The 18,998-nt window shown below is 69.8% G+C and carries 13 protein-coding genes; all 13 read right to left on the bottom strand.

Going from position 1 to position 18,998, the window contains the following annotated elements:
- Positions 1–130 precede the first annotated feature (130 nt).
- Positions 131–1,315 carry a dipeptide ABC transporter ATP-binding protein gene (locus tag P3T27_RS09605; RefSeq protein ID WP_280676415.1) on the bottom strand — a complete coding sequence of 395 codons (1,185 nt, stop codon included), beginning with the start codon at positions 1,313–1,315 and terminating at the stop codon, positions 131–133.
- The gene (locus tag P3T27_RS09610) at positions 1,305–2,357 is read right to left on the bottom strand and encodes an ABC transporter ATP-binding protein (protein WP_280676416.1); all 1,053 of its coding nucleotides are present in this window, start codon (positions 2,355–2,357) and stop codon (positions 1,305–1,307) included. The genes P3T27_RS09605 and P3T27_RS09610 overlap by 11 nt, the downstream gene beginning before the upstream one ends.
- 17 nt (positions 2,358–2,374) lie before the next feature.
- Positions 2,375–3,289 (bottom strand): ABC transporter permease, encoded by a 915-nt coding sequence (locus P3T27_RS09615; protein ID WP_280676634.1) that lies wholly within the window; start codon positions 3,287–3,289, stop codon positions 2,375–2,377.
- 76 nt (positions 3,290–3,365) lie between these two features.
- Positions 3,366–4,292 carry an ABC transporter permease gene (locus tag P3T27_RS09620; protein WP_280676417.1) on the bottom strand — a complete coding sequence of 309 codons (927 nt, stop codon included), beginning with the start codon at positions 4,290–4,292 and terminating at the stop codon, positions 3,366–3,368.
- Between the two features lie 114 nt (positions 4,293–4,406).
- On the bottom strand, positions 4,407–6,026 hold the full coding sequence (locus P3T27_RS09625; RefSeq protein ID WP_280676418.1) for an ABC transporter substrate-binding protein: 1,620 nt from the start codon (positions 6,024–6,026) through the stop codon (positions 4,407–4,409).
- Positions 6,027–6,199: 173 nt separating this feature from the next.
- Positions 6,200–7,216 (bottom strand): dipeptide ABC transporter ATP-binding protein, encoded by a 1,017-nt coding sequence (locus P3T27_RS09630; protein WP_280676419.1) that lies wholly within the window; start codon positions 7,214–7,216, stop codon positions 6,200–6,202.
- On the bottom strand, positions 7,209–8,258 hold the full coding sequence (locus tag P3T27_RS09635; RefSeq protein ID WP_280676420.1) for an ABC transporter ATP-binding protein: 1,050 nt from the start codon (positions 8,256–8,258) through the stop codon (positions 7,209–7,211). The genes P3T27_RS09630 and P3T27_RS09635 overlap by 8 nt, the downstream gene beginning before the upstream one ends.
- Before the next feature lie 19 nt (positions 8,259–8,277).
- Positions 8,278–9,222 (bottom strand): ABC transporter permease, encoded by a 945-nt coding sequence (locus tag P3T27_RS09640; RefSeq protein WP_280676421.1) that lies wholly within the window; start codon positions 9,220–9,222, stop codon positions 8,278–8,280.
- The gene (locus tag P3T27_RS09645) at positions 9,215–10,141 is read right to left on the bottom strand and encodes an ABC transporter permease (RefSeq protein WP_280676422.1); all 927 of its coding nucleotides are present in this window, start codon (positions 10,139–10,141) and stop codon (positions 9,215–9,217) included. Before P3T27_RS09645 ends, P3T27_RS09640 begins: the two co-directional genes overlap by 8 nt.
- A gap of 141 nt (positions 10,142–10,282) precedes the next feature.
- Positions 10,283–11,920, bottom strand: a complete 1,638-nt coding sequence (locus tag P3T27_RS09650; RefSeq protein ID WP_280676423.1) for an ABC transporter substrate-binding protein — start codon at positions 11,918–11,920, stop codon at positions 10,283–10,285.
- Positions 11,921–12,350: 430 nt separating this feature from the next.
- On the bottom strand, positions 12,351–14,219 hold the full coding sequence (gene typA, locus P3T27_RS09655) for a translational GTPase TypA (protein WP_280676424.1): 1,869 nt from the start codon (positions 14,217–14,219) through the stop codon (positions 12,351–12,353).
- A 273-nt stretch (positions 14,220–14,492) separates the two neighbouring features.
- Positions 14,493–16,301 (bottom strand): ABC transporter family substrate-binding protein, encoded by a 1,809-nt coding sequence (locus tag P3T27_RS09660; protein WP_280676425.1) that lies wholly within the window; start codon positions 16,299–16,301, stop codon positions 14,493–14,495.
- A gap of 106 nt (positions 16,302–16,407) precedes the next feature.
- Positions 16,408–18,882, bottom strand: a complete 2,475-nt coding sequence (locus tag P3T27_RS09665; protein ID WP_280676636.1) for a SpoIIE family protein phosphatase — start codon at positions 18,880–18,882, stop codon at positions 16,408–16,410.
- Positions 18,883–18,998 lie beyond the last annotated feature (116 nt).

An 18,998-nucleotide genomic window follows, 5' to 3' on the forward strand; every position in this document is an offset into this window, starting at 1 on the left:
CTATCAACGACCGGAAGGCCTTTGCGGAATCCGCCGGGACGTCTCTTTTGCATCACGGGAAAGGGCGCGCCCTCGATGCGAGGACGCGCCCTGGGCAGTGGAGCCGCGTCGGGCGGCGTCCACCGGGTGGTCAGTCGGCCCCGGAGCCGGCCTTCCCGGCCTCGCGCTCCGCCGCACTCTGCCCAACCTCGCGCTCCGCCGCACTCTGCCCAACCTCGCGCTCCGCCGCGCTCTGCCCAACCTCGCGCTCCGCCGCGAAGTGACACGCCGAGTCGTGCCGGGCCGCCCCGCCCAGCCAGAAGGGCGCGGCGAGCAGCGGGACCTCGGCGGCGCAGCGGTCCTGCGCCTTCCAGCAGCGGGTGCGGAAGCGGCAGCCGGACGGGGGGTTGGCCGGCGAGGGCACGTCCCCGGTGAGCACGATCCGGTCCCGCGACTCGCGGGCCGTCGGGTCCGGCACGGGGACGGCCGAGAGCAGCGCCTGGGTGTACGGATGGGTCGCGTGGTCGTAGATCTCCGCGTCGGTGCCGATCTCGACCATCTTGCCGAGGTACATCACGCCGACCCGGTCCGAGATGTGCCGGACGATGGAGAGGTCGTGCGCGATGAACATGTACGAGAGCTCGAACTCGCTCTGCAGCTGCTCCAGCAGGTTGATCACCTGCGCCTGCACCGACACGTCCAGCGCCGAGACCGGTTCGTCGCAGATGATGACCTCCGGCTTGAGCGCCAACCCCCGCGCGATGCCGATGCGCTGGCGCTGCCCGCCGGAGAACTGGTGCGGATAGCGGTTGATGTACTCGGGGTTGAGCCCGACCACGTCCAGCAGGTCCTGGACGGCCTTGCGGCGATCGCCCCTGGGTGCCACCTCGGGGTGGATCTCGTACGGCTCCCCGATGATGTCGCCGACCGTCATGCGCGGGTTCAGCGAGGTGTACGGGTCCTGGAACACCATCTGGATGTTGCGGCGGACGGCCTTCAGCGCCGCCCCGGAGAGCCGGGAGATCTCCTGGCCCTTGTACCGGACGGAGCCCGCGGTGGCCGGCTCCAGGTTCATCAGCACCTTGGCCAGCGTGGACTTGCCACAGCCCGACTCGCCGACGATGCCCAGCGTCTCGCCCTGCATCAGGTCGAAGGTGACCCCGTCGACCGCCTTCACGGCGCCGACCTGCTTCTTCAGCAGGATGCCCTTGGTCAGCGGGAAGTGCTTGACCAGGTCCCGGACTTCGAGGATCGGCTCGCCGCGCGGCACCTCCTGGGCGAAGGCGACCTCCTCCGGCACGGTCGCGCCCAGTGCGCTGGACCCGTTAGCGGTCATGGAGGGTCTCCTTCCAGAAGAAGCAGGCGCTGCCCCGCCCGGCCAGCGGGGCACCGTCGTCCTCGGTGACCGGGTACAGCTCCGGCACCTCGGCCCGGCAACGGTCCTGGGCCCGCGGGCAGCGCGGGTTGAAGGCGCATCCCTTGGGGATCCGCAGCAGGTTGGGCGGCAGGCCCTTGATGGCGTAGAGCTCCTGGCCCTTCTGGTCCAGCCGCGGGATGGAGTCGAGCAGGCCGCGGGTGTACGGGTGGGCGGGGCGCGCGTAGAGCTCGTGCACCGGGGCGGTCTCGACGATCCGGCCCGCGTACATCACCGCGATCTTGTCCGCGACGTCGGCGACCACGCCGAGGTCGTGGGTGATCAGGATCAGGCCCATGTTGTACTCGGCCTGGAGCTCCGCGAGCAGGTCCATCACCTGGGCCTGGACGGTGACGTCCAGGGCGGTGGTGGGCTCGTCCGCGATGATCAGGTCCGGTTCCAGGGCCAGCGCCATCGCGATCATGATGCGCTGACGCATGCCGCCGGAGAACTGGTGCGGGTAGTCGTTCACCCGCTGCTTGGCCGCGGGGATGCGCACCCGGTCCATCAGCTCGACGGCCTTGTCCCTGGCCTCCTTGCGGGACGCCCCCTGGTGGGCGCGGAACATCTCGCCGAGTTGGAAGCCCACGCTGAGCACGGGGTTGAGCGAGGACAGCGCGTCCTGGAAGATCATCGCGATCTCCTGGCCGCGGATCTTCCGCCGCTCCTCCTTGCCCATCTTCAGCATGTCCCGGCCTCGGAAGCGGATCTCGCCGCGCGGGATCCGGGCCGGCGGCATGTCCAGGATGCCCATGATCGCCTGCGCGGTCACCGACTTGCCGGAGCCGGACTCGCCCAGCACCGCGAGCGTCTCCCCCGCCCGGACGCTGTAGTCGACCCCGTTGACCGCCTTGGCGACGCCGTCCCGGGTGACGAACTCGACGTGCAGGTCGCGGACGTCGAGCAGCGGCCCCTCGTACGGTGCGTCCCGCTTGGACCTGGTGGAGTCCACAGCTGTGGTCACGATGCGTTCCCCCTCGCTCAGCGAAGCTTCGGGTCGAGGGCGTCGCGGACCGCGTCGCCCAGCATGATGAAGGCCAGCACGGTGACGGAGAGCGCCGCGGCCGGGAAGAACAGCGCGAACGGCGCCGTGCGGATCACCTTCTGGGCGGAGGAGATGTCGATGCCCCAGGAGATGGTCGGGTCCTGCAGACCGATGCCGAGGAAGCTCAGCGTCGCCTCGGTGGCGATGTAGCCGCCGAGCGCGATGGTGGCGACCACGATCACCGGGGCGATCGCGTTCGGCAGGATGTGCCGGAACATCAGCCGCCCCGTCCCGGCGCCGAGCGCCCGGCCGGCCACCACGTAGTCGGCCTGTTTGACGGTCAGCACCGCACCGCGCATGACGCGGGCGATCTGGGTCCAGCCGAGGACGCCCAGGGCGATGACCACGCTCCACACCGTGCGGGTGGTGAAGGCGTTCAGCAGCACCAGGGCGCCGAGCAGCAGCGGGATGCCGAAGAAGATGTCGATGATCCGGGAGATCACCGCGTCGATGCCGCCGCCGAAGTAGCCGGCGACCATGCCGGTCAGCCCGCCGAGCACGGTGACCGCCAGGGTGACGCAGATGCCGACGGTGATCGAGGCGCGGGCGCCGTACACCACCCGGGCGTAGATCGACCGGCCCTGCCCGTCGTAGCCGAACCAGCCGGCGCCGAAGAAGTCGGTCCAGTCCGGCCGCCTGAGGTAGTTGTGCACCAGGTCGGCCTTGCGCGGGTCGGCGTCGGTGAACGCCCACGGGAAGATCGCCATCACGACCAGCAGCAGGATCAGCACGGCCGAGATCAGGAAGATCGGCCGCCTGCGCAGGTCCCGCCAGGCGTCGCCCCACAGGCTGCGGGCCTCCTCCCGCTTGACCGGGTCGGCCTCGACCAGGGTGCCCTGCTCGACCGCCATGCCCTGCTCCCCCGCGTAGTCGAGGTGCGAGACGCCGGGCTTGGGGTGCGGCTCGTACGAGTTCTCGTCGTGGACGTCAGGCATAGCGGATCCTCGGGTCCAGGACCGCGTAGAGCAGGTCGACGAGCAGGCTGGCGACCAGGTAGACGATCACCAGGACGGTCACGATGCCGACCACGGTCGGGCCTTCCTTCTGGTTGATGGCCCGGTACAGGACGTTGCCGACGCCCTGCACGTTGAAGATGCCCTCGGTGACGATCGCCCCGCCCATCAGCGCGCCGAGGTCGGTGCCGAGGAAGGTGACCACCGGGATCAGCGAGTTGCGCAGCAGGTGCCGGGAGACGATGGTCCGCCGGGGCAGGCCCTTGGCGACCGCCGTGCGGATGTAGTCGGCCCGCAGGTTCTCGCCGATGGACGTCCGGGTGAGCCGGGCGACGTACGCGAGCGAGAGCGAGCCCAGCACGATCGCGGGCAGGATCAGCTGGGAAAGGTCCCGGGAGTCCTGCACCGTCGGGGTGACCCAGCCGAGGTTGGTGGCGAAGATCGTCTGCGCGATGTAGGCCAGCACGAAGACCGGGATCGAGATCACCACCAGGGTCAGGACGAGCACCAGGGTGTCCTGGATGCTGCCGCGCCTGAGGCCGGAGACCAGGCCCAGGGCCAGGCCGAGGACCAGCTCGAAGACGAAGGCCAGCAGCGCGAGCCGGATGGTGACCGGGAAGGCGTTCGCCATGATGTCGGAGACGGGACGGCCGGTGAAACTGGTCCCGAAGTCCCCCTGGAAGAGGTTCCCCATGTAGTGCAGGTACTGCTTCCAGACCGGCTGGTCCAGGTAGTACTGATGCTTGATGCTGGCCACCACGGCCGGGTCGGCGGCCTTCTCGCCGAACAGCGCCGTCACCGGGTCACCCGGCAGCGTGTAGACCATCAGGAAGATCAGCAGCGTGGTGCCGAAGAACACCGGGATCATCTGCAGCACCCGCCGCAGCACGTAACTGCCCATCCGAGCCTCCTTCCTAGGTACCCGACCGGCCGCGGCCGGTCGGCCGAGAGGCCGGGCCCCGCCCTCCGTGCGGGAAGGGCGGGGCCGGCGCGAGGGGCCGACGCCCCCAGGAGATCAGCCCTTGACCTCGACTTGGGTCCAGGCCGGGTTGCCGAAGGAGTCGAACGCCACGTTCTGCACCTTGGACGAGTAGCCCGAGTTGGTGCGGTAGTACCAGAGCGGGATCGCCGGCATCCCGCTCGGCAGCACCGCCTCGGCCTGCTGGTAGCCGGCCACCGTGTCCGCGACGCTGGAGGCCTCGTCGGCCTTGGTGGCCGCCTGGTCGAACTGCGGGCTGCTGTAACCGAAGTCGTTGGAGGCCGCGCCGGTGCGGTACACGTCGGACAGGAAGTTGGCGTTCAGCGGGTAGTCCTGCACCCAGCCGGTGCGGAAGGCTCCGTTGACCTGGTGCCCGGTGATCGCGGCGCGCGCCGTCTTGAAGTCGGGCTTCGGGTCGCCGAGGCAGTCGACGCCGGTGTTCTGCCGGATCGAGTTGCAGACCGCGTCGACCCACTCCTTGTGGCCGCCGTCCGCGTTGTAGGTGATGGTCAGCTTGTTGCCGGGGACGCCGCCGCCCTCGGTGATCAGCTGCTTGGCCTTGGCGGGGTCGAACGTGCAGAAGTCCCCGCAGGCGCCGCTCTTGTAGCCCTCGACGCCCTCGGCCACCCAGGCGGTGGCCGGCTTGCGGGAGCCCTGCAGCACCGTCTTGGTGATGGTGTCGCGGTCGATCGCCATCGACAGGCCCTGGCGCACCTTGGCCTTGTCGGGCGAGGCCCAGTCGGCCTGGTAGAGGGTGAAGCCGATGTTCTGGATGGCACCCTGCGGGGCATCGATCGCCCGGTCGCCGAGGTCGCTCTTGTACGTCGCCAGCGCGGACGGCGGCACCTGGTCCATCACGTCCAGGTTGCTGGACTGCAGGTCGGCGTAGGCGGCCTCGGACGTGGTGTACATCTTGAAGACGATGCCGCCGTTCTTCGGCTTGTCCACGCCCTGGTAGTCCGCGAAGGCCTTGGTGACCACCTGGGTGTTGTGCGTCCAGCTGACGAACTGGTACGGGCCGTTGCCCACCGGCTTCTGCCCGTACCCGGCCGGGTCGTTGAAGAAGGCGTCCGGCAGCGGCGAGAAGGCGATGTAGCCGAGCTTGTACTCGAAGTACGAGACCCTGTTGGCCAGCTTGACGGTGAAGTGCAGGTCGTCGACGACGGTCAGCCCGGACATCTTGGTCGCGGTCGGCTGGCCGCTGGCGGGGTGGACGTCCTTGTAGCCCTCGATGTCGGAGAACCAGGAGCTGTTGATCTGGTTGTTGCTGGTGGTCGCGCTCCAGTTCCACGAGTCCACGAAGTTCTTGGCGTGCACCGGCGTGCCGTCGTGGAACTTCCAGCCGTCCTTCAGCGTGACGTTGAAGGTCTGGGAGTCACTGGTGTCGATCTTGTCGGCGACCTGCATCCGGATCTTCGCCGTACTGGGGTCGTAGTCCACCAGCCCCTTGAAGAGGTTCTGGATGATGCGACCACCGCCGACCTCGTTCGCGTTGGCGGGCTGCAGCGGGTTCTGCGGCTCACTGCTCTGGTAGCTGAAGGTCTTGCTGGCGTCCGGCGAACTGCTGCCTCCGCCGCCGCTGCTGCACCCGGTGGCCACCAGGACCACGGATGTCGCAGCGGCGAGGACCCAACGAGCACGGGCGGCTACGGGCATGGAGGTCCCTCCTCATGGTGTGTGTCGCATCACACCCCATGAGAAGCGCGCCCCGGCGACGGCGCGAGTCGGGTGCACCCGGATGGGTGCAGTCACCCGCCTGCCGGGTTGACGGAACGACGGAAGGGCCCGCGGCGGGAAGCCACGGGCCCTTCCGGGGATGCCACGGGGAATCAGGCGGCGGCCGACTCCCGGACCTCGGCGAAGTGGCAGGCCGACTCGTGCGCGGCCGGGCCCTCCAGCACCGAGGGCACCGCGAGCAGCGGGATCTCCTCGGCGCAGCGGTCCTCCGCCTTCCAGCAGCGGGTGCGGAAGCGGCAGCCGGACGGCGGGTTGGCCGGCGAGGGGATGTCGCCGCTCAGGATGATCCGCTCGCGGTTCTCCCGCGCCGTCGGGTCCGGCACCGGCACCGCGGAGAGCAGCGCCTGGGTGTACGGGTGGGTGGCGTTGTCGTAGATCTGCTCGTCGGTGCCGATCTCGACCATCTTGCCGAGGTACATCACGCCGACGCGGTCGGAGATGTGCCGGACGATGGAGAGGTCGTGCGCGATGAACATGTAGGAGAGCTCGAACTCGCTCTGCAGCTGCTCCAGCAGGTTGATCACCTGCGCCTGGACGGACACGTCCAGGGCGGAGACCGGCTCGTCGCAGATGATGATCTCGGGCTTGAGCGCGAGGCCGCGGGCGATGCCGATGCGCTGGCGCTGGCCGCCGGAGAACTGGTGCGGGTACCGGTTGATGTACTCCGGGTTCAGACCCACGACGTCCAGCAGGTCCTGGACGGCCTTGCGGCGGTCGCCCTTGGGCGCCACCTCGGGGTGGATCTCGTACGGCTCCCCGATGATGTCGCCGACCGTCATGCGCGGGTTCAGCGAGGTGTACGGGTCCTGGAACACCATCTGGATGTTGCGGCGGACGGCCTTGAGGGCCTGGCCGCTCAGCTTGGAGATGTCCTCGCCCTTGAACAGCACCTGGCCGGAGGTGGCCCGTTCCAGGTTCATCAGCACCTTGGCCAGCGTGGACTTGCCACAGCCGGACTCACCGACGATGCCGAGGGTCTCGCCCTTGGCCAGGTCGAAGGAGATGCCGTCGACCGCCTTGACCGCGCCGACCTGCTTCTTGAAGAGGATGCCCTGGCTCAGCGGGTAGTGCTTGACCAGGTCCTTGACCTCCAGGATGGGCTCAGCCATGGAGGGTCTCCTTCCAGAGGTGGCACGCGCTGCGGCGGCCGGTGAGCTCCTTGCCGTCCTTGTCGGTCACGTGGTGCAGCTCCGGGGTCTCCGTGCGGCACAGGTCGGTGGCGACGTCACAGCGGGGGTTGAACGCGCAGCCGGTCGGGACCTTCAGCAGGTTCGGGGGCAGGCCCTTGATCGCGTAGAGCTCCTGGCCCTTCTGGTCCAGGCGCGGGATCGAGCGGAGCAGGCCCTTGGTGTACGGGTGCGCCGGGTTGGCGTACAGCTCGTGCACCGGGGCGGTCTCGACGATCCGGCCCGCGTACATCACGGCGATCTTGTCCGCGACGTCGGCGACCACGCCGAGGTCGTGGGTGATCAGGATCAGACCCATGTTGTACTCGGCCTGGAGCTCCGCGAGCAGGTCCATCACCTGGGCCTGGACGGTGACGTCCAGGGCGGTGGTGGGCTCGTCCGCGATGATCAGGTCCGGCTCCAGGGAGAGCGCCATCGCGATCATGATGCGCTGGCGCATGCCGCCGGAGAACTGGTGCGGGTAGTCGCCGACGCGCTGCCTGGCGGCCGGGATGCGCACCCGGTCCATCAGCTCGATGGCCTTCTCCTTGGCCTCCTTCTTGGAGGCGCCCTGGTGCACCCGGAACATCTCGCCGAGCTGGTAGCCCACGCTGAGCACGGGGTTGAGCGAGGACAGCGCGTCCTGGAAGATCATCGCGATCTTCTGGCCGCGGATCTTCCGCCGCTCCTCGTTGCCCATCTTGAGCATGTCCTGACCGCGGTACAGGATCTCGCCCTGGGTCACCTTGCCGGGCGGCATGTCCAGGATGCCCATGATGGTCTGGGCGGTCACGGACTTGCCGGAGCCGGACTCGCCGAGCACGGCGAGCGTCTCGCCGGCCGCGACGGAGTAGTTGACGCCGTTCACGGCCTTCGCCACGCCGTCCCGGGTGTGGAACTCCACGTGGAGGTCCTTGACCTCCAGCAGCGGGGTGCCAACTTCGAGCCGGCCGCTCTTCTGGTCGTTCTCGATCACGGTGGTCATCGGGTCGTCACCTCTTCTCTCAGCGGAGCTTCGGGTCGAGGGCGTCGCGGACCGCGTCGCCGAGCATGATGAAGGCCAGAACCGTGAGGCTCAGCATTCCGGCGGGGAAGAACAGCGCGTACGGCGCGGTGCGGATCACCTTCTGGGCGGTGTTGATGTCGATGCCCCAGGAGATGGTCGGGTCCTGCAGACCGATGCCGAGGAAGCTCAGCGTCGCCTCGGTGGCGATGTAGCCGCCGAGCGCGATGGTCGCGACCACGATCACCGGGGCGAGCGCGTTCGGCAGGATGTGCTTCCACAGGATCCGGCTGGTGCCGGCGCCCAGCGCCTTGGCGGCCGTCACGAAGTCGGCCTGCTTGACCGTGATGACCGAACCGCGCATGACACGGGTCATCTGGGTCCAGCCCAGGGCGACCAGTGCGAAGACCACGCTCCAGATGGTGCGCGAGGTGAAGGCGTTGAGGATGACCAGGGCGCCGAGCAGCAGCGGGATGCCGAAGAAGATGTCGGTGACCCGGGAGATGATCGTGTCGATCCAGCCGCCGAAGTAGCCGGCCAGCATGCCGGTGATGCCACCGAGGATGGTCACACCCGCCGTGACGCAGATGCCGACGACGACCGAGGCGCGGGCCCCGTAGATCACCCGGGCGTAGATGCTGCGGCCCTGGAGGTCGTAGCCGAACCAGTCCGCCTGGAAGAAGTGGCTGTAGTTCGGCTTGGTCAGGTAGTGCAGACGCAGGTCGCCGGCGCGCGGGTCCGCCGAGGTGAACAGCCCGGGGGCGATCGCGATGACGATCAGCAGCAGGATCAGCAGCGCGGAGATCACGAAGATCGGCTTGCGGCGCAGGTCGTGCCAGGCGTCCGAGCCGAGGCTGCGGGCCTTCTCGGGCTTGGCCGCCGCGGTGTCGGCGCCGCGCTGGGCCGGGATCTCCTCGGCCGTCTTCTTCTCGGTCAGGTCAGGCATAACGGATCCTCGGGTCCAGGACCGCGTAAAGCAGGTCGACGATCAGGCCGGCGGCCAGGTACACGAGCACCAGGAAGGCCACGAAGCCGGAGACCGTCGAGCCCTCCTTCAGGTTGATCGCGTGGAAGAGCGCGTTGCCGACACCCTTGACGTTGAAGATGCCCTCGGTGACGATCGCGCCGCCCATCAGGGCTCCGAGGTCGGTGCCGAGGAAGGTGACCACCGGGATCATCGAGTTGCGGAGCAGGTGGGTGCCGATCACCTTGCGCCGGGGCAGGCCCTTGGCCACCGCGGTGCGGACGTAGTCGGCCTTGATGTTCTCGGCTATGGAAGTACGGGTGAGACGCGCCACGTACGCCAGCGACAGCGAGCCGAGCACGATGGCCGGCAGCATGAGCTGGGTGATGTCGTTCGAGTCCTGGACGGTCGGTGTGACCCACTTCAGGTTGTCCGCGAAGATCGTCTGGAAGATGAAGCCGAGCACCGGGACCGGGATCGAGATCAGCAGCAGGGTCATGACCAGGGTGCCCTTGTCGAACGCCTTGCCGCGGCGCAGGCCGGCGAAGAGGCCGATGGACACGCCGAGCACGATCTCGATGGTGAAGGCCAGCAGTGCCAGCCGGACCGTCACCGGCAGCGCCTCGGTGATCACGTCGAGCACCGGCCGTCCGGCCAGGGTGGTTCCGAAGTCGCCGGTGAGCAGGTTCCCCATGTAGTCGAGGTACTGCTGGACCAGCGGCTTGTCGAAGCCCATCTGGTGCCTCAGAGCGGCGAGCTGGACCGGGTCCGGCGCCTTGTCGCCCCACATCGCGGCCACCGGGTCACCCGGCAGCGCGTGCACCATGTAAAAGATGAGCGCGGTCGTTCCGAGGAAGACCGGGATCATCTGGAGCAGTCGCCTCGCGACAAAGCGCCCCATCGTGCCTCCATGTATGACTCTGCCGGGCCCGTCATCCCGGCCAGAGATAAGTCGGCGTGCCAACGGCCGGTGCCAGTCCTCGCCCTTGTGGGGATGGGACGGGCACCGGCCGTTGTCACCGGGTCAGGCGGTGCCGACCGATTACTTCTTCTTGACCTCGACGTCGGTGTAGACCGGGTTGCCGAAGGAGTCGAACTTCACGTTCTGGACGTTGTTGGACCAGCCGGAGCTGGTCTTGTAGTACCAGAGCGGGATGGCCGGCATGTCCTTGGCCAGGACGGCCTCGGCCTGCTGGTAGAGCTCGGTGGTCTTCTCGACCGAGGTGGCCGCGTCGGCCTCCTTCGAGAGCTTGTCGAACTCCGGGCTGGAGTAGCCGGCGTCGTTCGCCGCCGCACCGGTGCCGTAGACGTCGCGCAGGAAGTTGGCGTTCAGCGGGTAGTCCTGCACCCAGCCGGTACGCATCATGCTCGGGACCTGACGCTTGGTCACGAGGTCGCGCGAGGTCTTGAAGTCCGGCTTCGGGTCACCGAGGCACTCGACGCCGGTGGCCTGGCGGATCGAGTTGCAGACCGCGTCGACCCACTCCTTGTGACCACCGTCGGAGTTGTAGAGGATGGTGATCTTGTTGCCGGGCACGCCGTTGCCCTCGGCGATCAGCTGCTTGGCCTTGGCCGGGTCGTACTTGCAGGCGTCGCCGCAGCTGCCGGCCTTGAAGCCCATGACGCCGGGCGCCACGAACGCGTCGGCAGGCTGACGCGTGCCGTTCAGCACGGTCTTGGTGATGGTGTCGCGGTCGATGGCCATCGACAGGCCCTGGCGGACCTTGGCCTTCTCCGGCGCGCTCCAGTCGGCGTTGTACAGCGCGAAGGAGATGTTCTGGATGGCGCCCTGCGGCTGGTCGACCGCGCGCTTGCCCAGGTCGTCCTTGTACTTGGGCAGGTCGGTCGAGTCGACCTGGTCAAGGACGTCGAGGGTGTCCGACATCAGGTCCTTGTACGCGGCCTCACCGGAGGTGTAGTTCCGGAAGACGACGCCGCCGTTCTTGGCCTTGTTCGTGCCCGCGTACTTGTCGAAGGCGGCCAGGGTGATGGCCTTGTTGTGCTCCCACGACACGAACTTGTAGGGGCCGTTGCCGATCGGCTTCTGGCCGTAGCCCGCCGGGTCGGCGAAGAAGCCCTCCGGCAGCGGGTAGAAGGCCGAGTAACCGAGCTTGTACGTGAAGTACGAGACCGGGTTGCTCAGCTCGATGGTGAAGTGCGTGTCGTCGATGACCTTCAGGCCGGACATGCTGTCGGCGGTCGGGTCACCCTTCTCCGGGTGCACGGCGTCGTAGCCGACGATGTCGGAGAACCAGTCCGAGTTGATCTGGTTGTTCTTGGTGTTGGCCGACCAGTTCCAGGACTTCACGAAGGACTGGGCGGTCACCGGGGTGCCGTCGTGGAAAGTCCAGCCGGACTTCAGGGTGACGGTGTAGTTCTTGGCGTCAGTGGTCTCGATCTTGTCGGCCACCTGGTTGCGCAGGGCGCCGGTGGCGGGGTCGTAGTCGACGAGGCCCTGGAAGAGCTGCTTGACGATGCGGCCGCCCTGGTTCTCCATGGCGTTGGCCGGCTGCAGCGGGCGCTGCGGCTCGCCGCTCTGGTAGCTGAAGACGCCCTGGGCGTTGACCGCAGCGCCATCGGAGCTGCTCCCACCGGTGGAACCGCCACTGCTACAAGCAGTCGCGGCAAGGGCGACAGCAACAGCTGCGACAACCCACTTGGCCTGGCTCCCACCACGCATCGGTGTGCCTCCTGAATTCGACGTTGCAACGAGGAGGGCATCGCGGACGGTTGTCACCGGACCCGCTATGCCGTCCGCGCTCGTGGTTTCGGCGCGCACCCCTGCGCGTTCACCCTTGACCCGAGCCTGACTGCACCCACTATCCGTCACGCACGGACACGAAAGTGACCAGTGACGATCTCAATTAGGTCACATGAACAGTCGGTAAGTTTCGAAAACCGGACATATGAGACATAGCCAGACAGGCACCAAACGGACAGTCGTCATGAATGACGAACTGTCACGTTCGCTCAGCGGACACCTGGGCGTGATGAGCGCTATTCCGTTAATACCCGCGTCGACAACTTGGAGTAGTTGAAAAAGTTCGCCCCCCTCTCCATGGGAAAGGGGGGCGAAGCATTCCGGCCAATGGCCGGTCAATCCGTCCGGATCATGCCTTCTTGGCGCGCGAGGCGGTGCGGCCGCGCTCCTTCTGGTCCAGGACGACCTTACGGATGCGAACCGTCTCCGGAGTCACCTCGATGCACTCGTCCTCGCGGCAGAACTCCAGCGACTGCTCCAGCGAGAGCTTGCGCGGCGGCACCAGGTTCTCAGTGGTGTCGGAGGAGGCCGCACGCATGTTGGTGAGCTTCTTCTCCTTGGTGATGTTGATGTCCATGTCGTCCTGGCGCGAGTTCTCGCCGACGATCATGCCCTCGTACACCTCGGTGGTGGGCTCGACGAAGAGCGTGCCGCGCTCCTGGATGCCCATCATCGCGAACGGCGTCACGACGCCCGCGCGGTCGGCCACCAGCGAGCCGTTGTTGCGCATCCGGAGCTCGCCGAACCACGGCTCGTGACCCTCGAAGATGGAGTGCGCGATGCCGGTGCCGCGGGTGTCGGTCAGGAACTGCGTCCGGAAGCCGATCAGGCCGCGCGACGGGACGATGAACTCCATGCGGACCCAGCCGGAGCCGTGGTTCGTCATGGTCTCCATGCGGCCCTTGCGGGTCGCCATCAGCTGGGTGACCGCGCCGAGGTACTCCTCGGGGCTGTCGATGGTCATCCGCTCGACCGGCTCGTGGGTCTTGCCGTTGATGACCTTGGTGACGACCTGAGGCTTGCCGACGGTCAGCTCGAAGAGCTCCCGGCGCATGGTCTCGACCAGGATGGCCAGCGCCAGCTCGCCACGGCCCTGGACCTCCCAGGCGTCCGGACGCTCGGTCGGCAGCACGCGGAGCGAGACGTTACCGATCAGCTCCTTGTCCAGGCGGTCCTTCACCATGCGGGCGGTGACCTTGTGGCCCTTGCCGCCCTTGCCGACCAGCGGCGAGGTGTTGGTACCGATGACCATGGAGATGGCCGGCTCGTCGACCGTGATCAGCGGCAGCGCGATCGGGTTCTCGAGGTCCGCCAGGGTCTCGCCGATCATGATCTCGGGGATACCGGCGACGGCGCAGATGTCACCGGGGCCCGCCACCTCGGCCGGCTTGCGGGTGAGCGCCTCGGTCATCAGCAGCTCGGTGATCTTGACCTGCTGGACCGAGCCGTCACGCTTCATCCACGCGACCTGCTGGCCCTTGCGCAGCTCGCCCTGCTCGACTCGGCAGAGCGCGATACGGCCGAGGAAGTTGTCGGCGTCCAGGTTGGTGACGTGCGCCTGGAGCGGGGCGTCCTCGTCGTAGGTCGGAGCCGGGACGTGCTCCAGGATGGTGGAGAAGAACGGCTCCAGCGAGTCGCTGTCGGCCGGGACGGTGCCGTTCTCCGGCTTGGTCAGCGAGGCGACGCCGTCACGGGCACAGGCGTAGACGATCGGGAACTCGATCTGGTCCTCGTCCGCGTCCAGGTCCAGGAACAGGTCGTAGGTCTCGTTGATGACCTCGTCGATCCGGGAGTCCGGGCGGTCCGTCTTGTTGATGCAGAGGATGACGGGCAGGCGGGCGGTGAGCGCCTTGCGGAGCACGAAGCGGGTCTGCGGCAGCGGGCCCTCGGAGGCGTCGACCAGCAGGACGACCGCGTCCACCATCGACAGACCGCGCTCGACCTCGCCACCGAAGTCGGCGTGGCCCGGGGTGTCGATGATGTTGATGGTGATGGGCGCGCCACCATCCTTGGGGTGGTACTTGACCGCGGTGTTCTTCGCGAGAATGGTGATGCCCTTCTCGCGCTCCAGGTCGTTGGAGTCCATCATCCGGTCGTCCAGGTGCTGGTGGGCGGCGAAGGCACCGGCCTGCTTCAGCATGGCGTCGACCAGGGTGGTCTTGCCGTGGTCGACGTGGGCGACGATAGCGACGTTACGGATGTCGTTGCGCGTGGGCATGCCTTGCGGATTCTCCCGGAATCGTGGGTTGCGGCGCCCGGCCGCGAGACGCCGACCTGCGATCCCACTGGATCGCCGCCGCCCGTTCCGCCTGCTACTACCGGTCCACCCGCCGGGCAACGGACATGCCTCGGCTTCCTCCTATCGTACGGGGAAGCGCCCAGGTGAGCAGAAACGAGCAGGTCGGGCGGGATCAAGATCACAGATCGGTCACCCGCTCGTCACCCGCCGTTCCCCCTGCGCCGGGATTCGGCGGGTGATTCGAGGACGGCCCTAGGCGTTCCACCCCACGTCCTGGAAGCGCGGCCAGCCGTACCCCCAGACCCCCGCACCGGCGACGCCCGCCCGGACGCCGACCAGCTCGGGCCGCTGGTAGAGCGGCACCGAGTGCCCGAGCTGCCAGATCCGGACGTCCGCCTCCTGGAGCAGGCCGAGCCGGGCGCCCGGGTCGAGTTCGGCGCCGGCGCGGTCGAACAGCCGGTCGATCTCCTCGGTGCCGCTGCGGGCGTAGTTGGTGCCGTGGTCGAGGACGCCGTCGGCGTCGGGCCGGGGCTTGGCGTAGACGGGCCGCTGTTCGCCCGCCGGGCTGGTGCCGGCGGGCCAGGAGAACAGGGCCAGGTCGTACTCCCCGGCGGCCAGGTGGTCCTGGACGAAGGTCTCGGTGGGCGCGGTCGCCGTCTTCACCGCGACGCCGGACTCGGCGAGGTTGGCGGTGAGCGCGTCGGCGGTGCGCTTGGCGGTCGCGGAGTCGGCCGGGACGAGCAGGGTGAGGCTGAGCTCCTTGCCGTCCTTGGTCCGGGGGCCGCCGCCGGCGGGCCGCTTCCAGCCCGCCTCGTCGAGCAGCCGGTCGGCGTCGGCCGGGCCGGCGGCCGCGCTGTTGTCGCGGTAGCCGTCCTGGTCGCCGGCGAGCAGGTGGCTGCCGATCGGGGCGCCGGGCAGGCCGAGCGGGGTGAGCGCGGCGTCGGCGATCCGCCGCCGGTCGACGGCGCGGGAGAGGGCGAGCCGCAGGGCCGGGTCGGTGAGCGGGGCGCGGGCGGCGTTGAGGGTGAGCTGGGTGAGCGAGGCCCCGACGGCCCGGTGCACGGTGACGCCGTGCAACGACTCGGCCCGCTGCAGGGCCGCCGTCGCGGCCTCGGGCGCGGCGGCCGGCGGCGCCGCGGCGGCGGTCGGTGTGCCGGAGGCGGCCGGCGAGCTGGTGGGGGGCGCGGGCACCGCCCGGTCCACCGCCGTGGTGAGCGGGACGATGTCCAGCCGATCCTCGTCGAGCGCGTCCAGCCGCTGCTCGGGCGGCGTGGCGAGGAAGTCGATCCGGTCGGTCTTCGGCGGGTCGCCCCACCACAGCGGGTTGCGGGAGAGGCTGACCCGCCCGGCCGCGGCGTCGTACCCGGAGACGGTGTACGGCCCGGCGCTCAGGTGGCCTCCGCCGGTGAGCGCCTGGTTGAAGGCGTCCGGGGTGGCCGTCTCGGCCGCCGGGTAGAGCGGGCCGAACAGCGAGCGCCATTCGGCGTACGGGCGTCGGAAGGTCACCCGGACCTCGTGCGGGTCGGCGCCCTGGGCGATCGAGTCGATGGCGTCGTACCCGGCCGGGCGGCCGCCCTGGTAGGCCGGGTCGAGGCCGGAGAGGGCGGCCCGCTGGGCGGTGAGATCGGCGGCCGAGAGCGGGGTGCCGTCGCTCCAGACCGCGTGCGGGTTGAGCCGGTAGGTGACGACCTGGGGCTGCTGCCCGGGCGGGGTGGACTCGGCGCCGGCCAGGTAGTCCGGGTCGGGGACGAGCCGGCCGTGGTCGTCCGGCCGGAACAGCGAGGGGTAGAGCGCGTGTGCGAGCAGCGCCGAGTCGGCGGTCGCGGCGCCCTGGTAGACGTTGAACGTGGTCGGGAGGCCGTCCACGGCCCAGCGCAGCGTGCCGCCGCTCCGTACGGCGGCACGGTCGGCGGGCCGGACGTCCCCGGTGCCGGCGGTGGGGTCGGCCGGGGCCGGGGCGGGCCCGGGGGGACGGACCGGGGCCGGGTCGTCGGAACAGCCGCCGAGGCCGGCGGCGAGCAGCAGCGCGGCGGCTGCGGTGGTGAGCTGGCGGACGCGCATGGCGGCCATGCAACGCCGACCGGGGCGCCGGGCCCGGCCCGACACGGCGGACCGCCGGGCGACTGCACCCGGACGGCCGATCCCGCGGGCTCGGGACGGGCCCTGGCTAAAGCGCCAGCTCGAACCAGACGATCTTGCCCTTGGGCGTGCGCCGGCTGCCCCAGCGCTCGGCCAGCAGGCTGACCAGCTGCAGGCCGCGCCCGCCCTCGTCGGTCTCCTGGGCGCGCCGCTGCCGGGGCTGGGCGTAGCCGTCGTCCCAGACCTCGCAGACCAGGCCGCGCTCGCGCAGCAGCCGCAGCCGGATCTCGCCCCGGCCGTGCTTGAGCGCGTTGGTGACCAGTTCGCTGACCAGCAGCTCGGTGGTGTCGACGAGTTCGTCCAGGCCGCGGGTCAGCAGCCAGCTGCAGGCCAGCTCGCGGGCCTTGGCGACGGAGGTGGGCTCGGGCGGCAGGAACCAGTTCCCGACGGCGTCCTCGGGGAAGGCGTGCACCTTGGCCATCAGCAGGGCGATGTCGTCCTCGCCGTGGTGCGGGTTGAGCTCGCCGAGGACGTGGTCGCAGAGGTCTTCGAGGCCCTTGCCCTCGGCGGACAGCGCGGTGCGGAAGGCACGCAGGCCCTCGTCCAGCTGGTGCTTGCGGCTCTCCACCAGGCCGTCGGTGTACAGGCCGAGGACGGCGCCGTCCGGGAGGGTCAGCTCGACCTCCTCGAAGGGCTCGCCGCCGACGCCGAGCGGCAGGCCGGGCGGGACGTCGAGCATCCGGGCGGGTTCGCCGGGGCCGAGCAGGACGGGCGGCAGGTGGCCGGCGTTGGCGATCCAGCAGCGCCGGGTGACGGCGTCGTAGACCGCGTAGACGCAGGTGGCCAGGTAGACCTCACGGGCCTCCTCGTCGGCGGCCGAGGTGAGCCGGCCGTACGGGGTGGGCGGGCCGGCCGGCACGGTGTCGCCGCCGAGGCCGCGGGCGATCTCGTCGAGGGCGGTGAGCACCTCGCCGGGCTCCAGGTCGAGCATGGCGAGGGTGCGGACGGCGGTGCGCAGCTGGCCCATCGCGACGGCGGCGCGCAGGCCGCGGCCCATCACGTCGCCGATGACCAGGGCGGTGCGGTTGCCGGGCAGCGGGATGACGTCGAACCAGTCGCCGCCGACCTCGGTGTTGTTGTTGCTGGGCAGGTAGCGGCAGGCGATCTCCAGGCCGCTGGCGGCCGGGTTGCCCGGGGGCAGCAGGCTGCGCTGGAGGATCAGGGCGCGCTCGTGCTCGCGGCGGTAGAGCCGGGCGTTGTCGATGCAGACGGCGGCGCGGGCGACGAGCTCCTCGGCGATGGCGACGTCGCGGGCGTCGAAGGGCTCGCTGCCGATCGCACGGGAGAGCTGGACGAGGCCGAGCACCTGGTCGCGGGCGACCAGCGGGACGATCAGGGTGGAGCGCAGCAGCGGGTCGCGCCCGGGCTCGGGGATGACGCTGCGGCCGGTGCGCAGCGCCCGGGCGTGCGGGGAGCGGCGCGGGTAACAGAGGGTGCCGCCGGCTTCGGCGATGGGCAGGCCGGTGACCGAGCCGAGCACCGAGGAGGCGCCGCCGATGACGCTGGAGACGGCGACCCGGCGCAGTTCGCCGCTGCCGTCGGTGAGCACGGTGTCGCCGAGCCGGCCGGCGCTGGGGACGGTCTCGCCGGAGAGCAGCGCGGTGTAGAGGTCGACGGTGGCGAGGTCGCAGAACGGCGGGACGACGACGTCGAGCAGTTCCTTGGCGGTGGTCTCCAGGTCGAGGGTGGAGCCGATGTGCGCGCTGGCCTCGTTGAGCAGGGCGAGGTTGCGGCGCACGCCGTCGGCCTCGCGCTCGGCGACGTGCCGGCTGGTGACGTCGGAGACCTGCCCGGCGACGCCCATCGGCTGTCCGGCCGCGCCGTTGAGGCGGTACAGCGAGACGGCCCAGAGTCGGTTGCCCTCGCGGGTGGGGACGGCGCCGTGGAAGCGCAGGTCGAAGACGGGTTCGCCGGTGGCGAGGACCTTGCGCAGGGCGGCGGTGAGGCGGTCGGCCTCGGACGGCGGGAAGAGGTCGTGCGGGGTGAGGCCTTCGAGGTCGGTGGGGACCAGGCCCATGCCGGAGGCGAAGGCATCGTTCACCCGCTGCAGGCGCAGCCGGTCGTCGAAGAGGATGAAGCCGGTGGGGGTCTGCCCGAAGACGGCCTCGGAGGCGGCGAGATCGGTCTCGATCCGGCGCAGCCGGCCGAGGTCGACGGCCAGACAGGTGGCGCCGGCGGTGGGCAGGGCGCTGTCGGGCATCAGGTAGAGCTCGGCGAGGCCCTCGCCGCCCGCGGCGTCCCGGTAGGGGGCGGTGCCGACCCACTCCTCGCCGGCCAGGGTGCGTTCCAGCCGGGCGCGGCCGCGCTGCCAGAGTTCACGGGGGACGAAGGTGGTGATCGGGTCGGCGCCGACGGCGTCGGGGGCGGGGACGCCGAAGAACTCGGCGGCGCGCTCGCTCCACTGGCTGATCCGGCCGTCGGGGCCGATCGCGAAGGTGGCGACCCGGATGTAGTCGTAGATCGAGCCGGGGTCGCCGGCGCCCCACGGGTGGGCGTCGGCCAGCGGTTGGGCGGTGCGGCCGCCGCCCGCGGTGTCGGCGCCCGGCGGCGACGCCGGGCCGGGCAGGTGCGGTGAACCGGCCTGCCCGGGCACGGCGGCATGACCGCTGCTACTCGGCG

The sequence above is a fragment of the Kitasatospora sp. MAA19 genome, from assembly GCF_029894125.1.
Lineage (GTDB): Bacteria > Actinomycetota > Actinomycetes > Streptomycetales > Streptomycetaceae > Kitasatospora.

Bases quoted from the DNA above. Each gene is read 5' to 3' on its own strand.
- P3T27_RS09605 (WP_280676415.1), bottom strand. From the start codon at position 1,315: ATGACCGCTAACGGGTCCAGCGCACTGGGCGCGACCGTGCCGGAGGAG.
- P3T27_RS09615 (WP_280676634.1), bottom strand. From the start codon at position 3,289: ATGGCGGTCGAGCAGGGCACCCTGGTCGAGGCCGACCCGGTCAAGCGG.
- P3T27_RS09620 (WP_280676417.1), bottom strand. From the start codon at position 4,292: ATGGGCAGTTACGTGCTGCGGCGGGTGCTGCAGATGATCCCGGTGTTC.
- P3T27_RS09625 (WP_280676418.1), bottom strand. From the start codon at position 6,026: ATGCCCGTAGCCGCCCGTGCTCGTTGGGTCCTCGCCGCTGCGACATCC.
- P3T27_RS09630 (WP_280676419.1), bottom strand. From the start codon at position 7,216: ATGGCTGAGCCCATCCTGGAGGTCAAGGACCTGGTCAAGCACTACCCG.
- P3T27_RS09635 (WP_280676420.1), bottom strand. From the start codon at position 8,258: ATGACCACCGTGATCGAGAACGACCAGAAGAGCGGCCGGCTCGAAGTT.
- P3T27_RS09640 (WP_280676421.1), bottom strand. From the start codon at position 9,222: ATGCCTGACCTGACCGAGAAGAAGACGGCCGAGGAGATCCCGGCCCAG.
- P3T27_RS09645 (WP_280676422.1), bottom strand. From the start codon at position 10,141: ATGGGGCGCTTTGTCGCGAGGCGACTGCTCCAGATGATCCCGGTCTTC.
- P3T27_RS09650 (WP_280676423.1), bottom strand. From the start codon at position 11,920: ATGCGTGGTGGGAGCCAGGCCAAGTGGGTTGTCGCAGCTGTTGCTGTC.
- typA (WP_280676424.1), bottom strand. From the start codon at position 14,219: ATGCCCACGCGCAACGACATCCGTAACGTCGCTATCGTCGCCCACGTC.
- P3T27_RS09660 (WP_280676425.1), bottom strand. From the start codon at position 16,301: ATGCGCGTCCGCCAGCTCACCACCGCAGCCGCCGCGCTGCTGCTCGCC.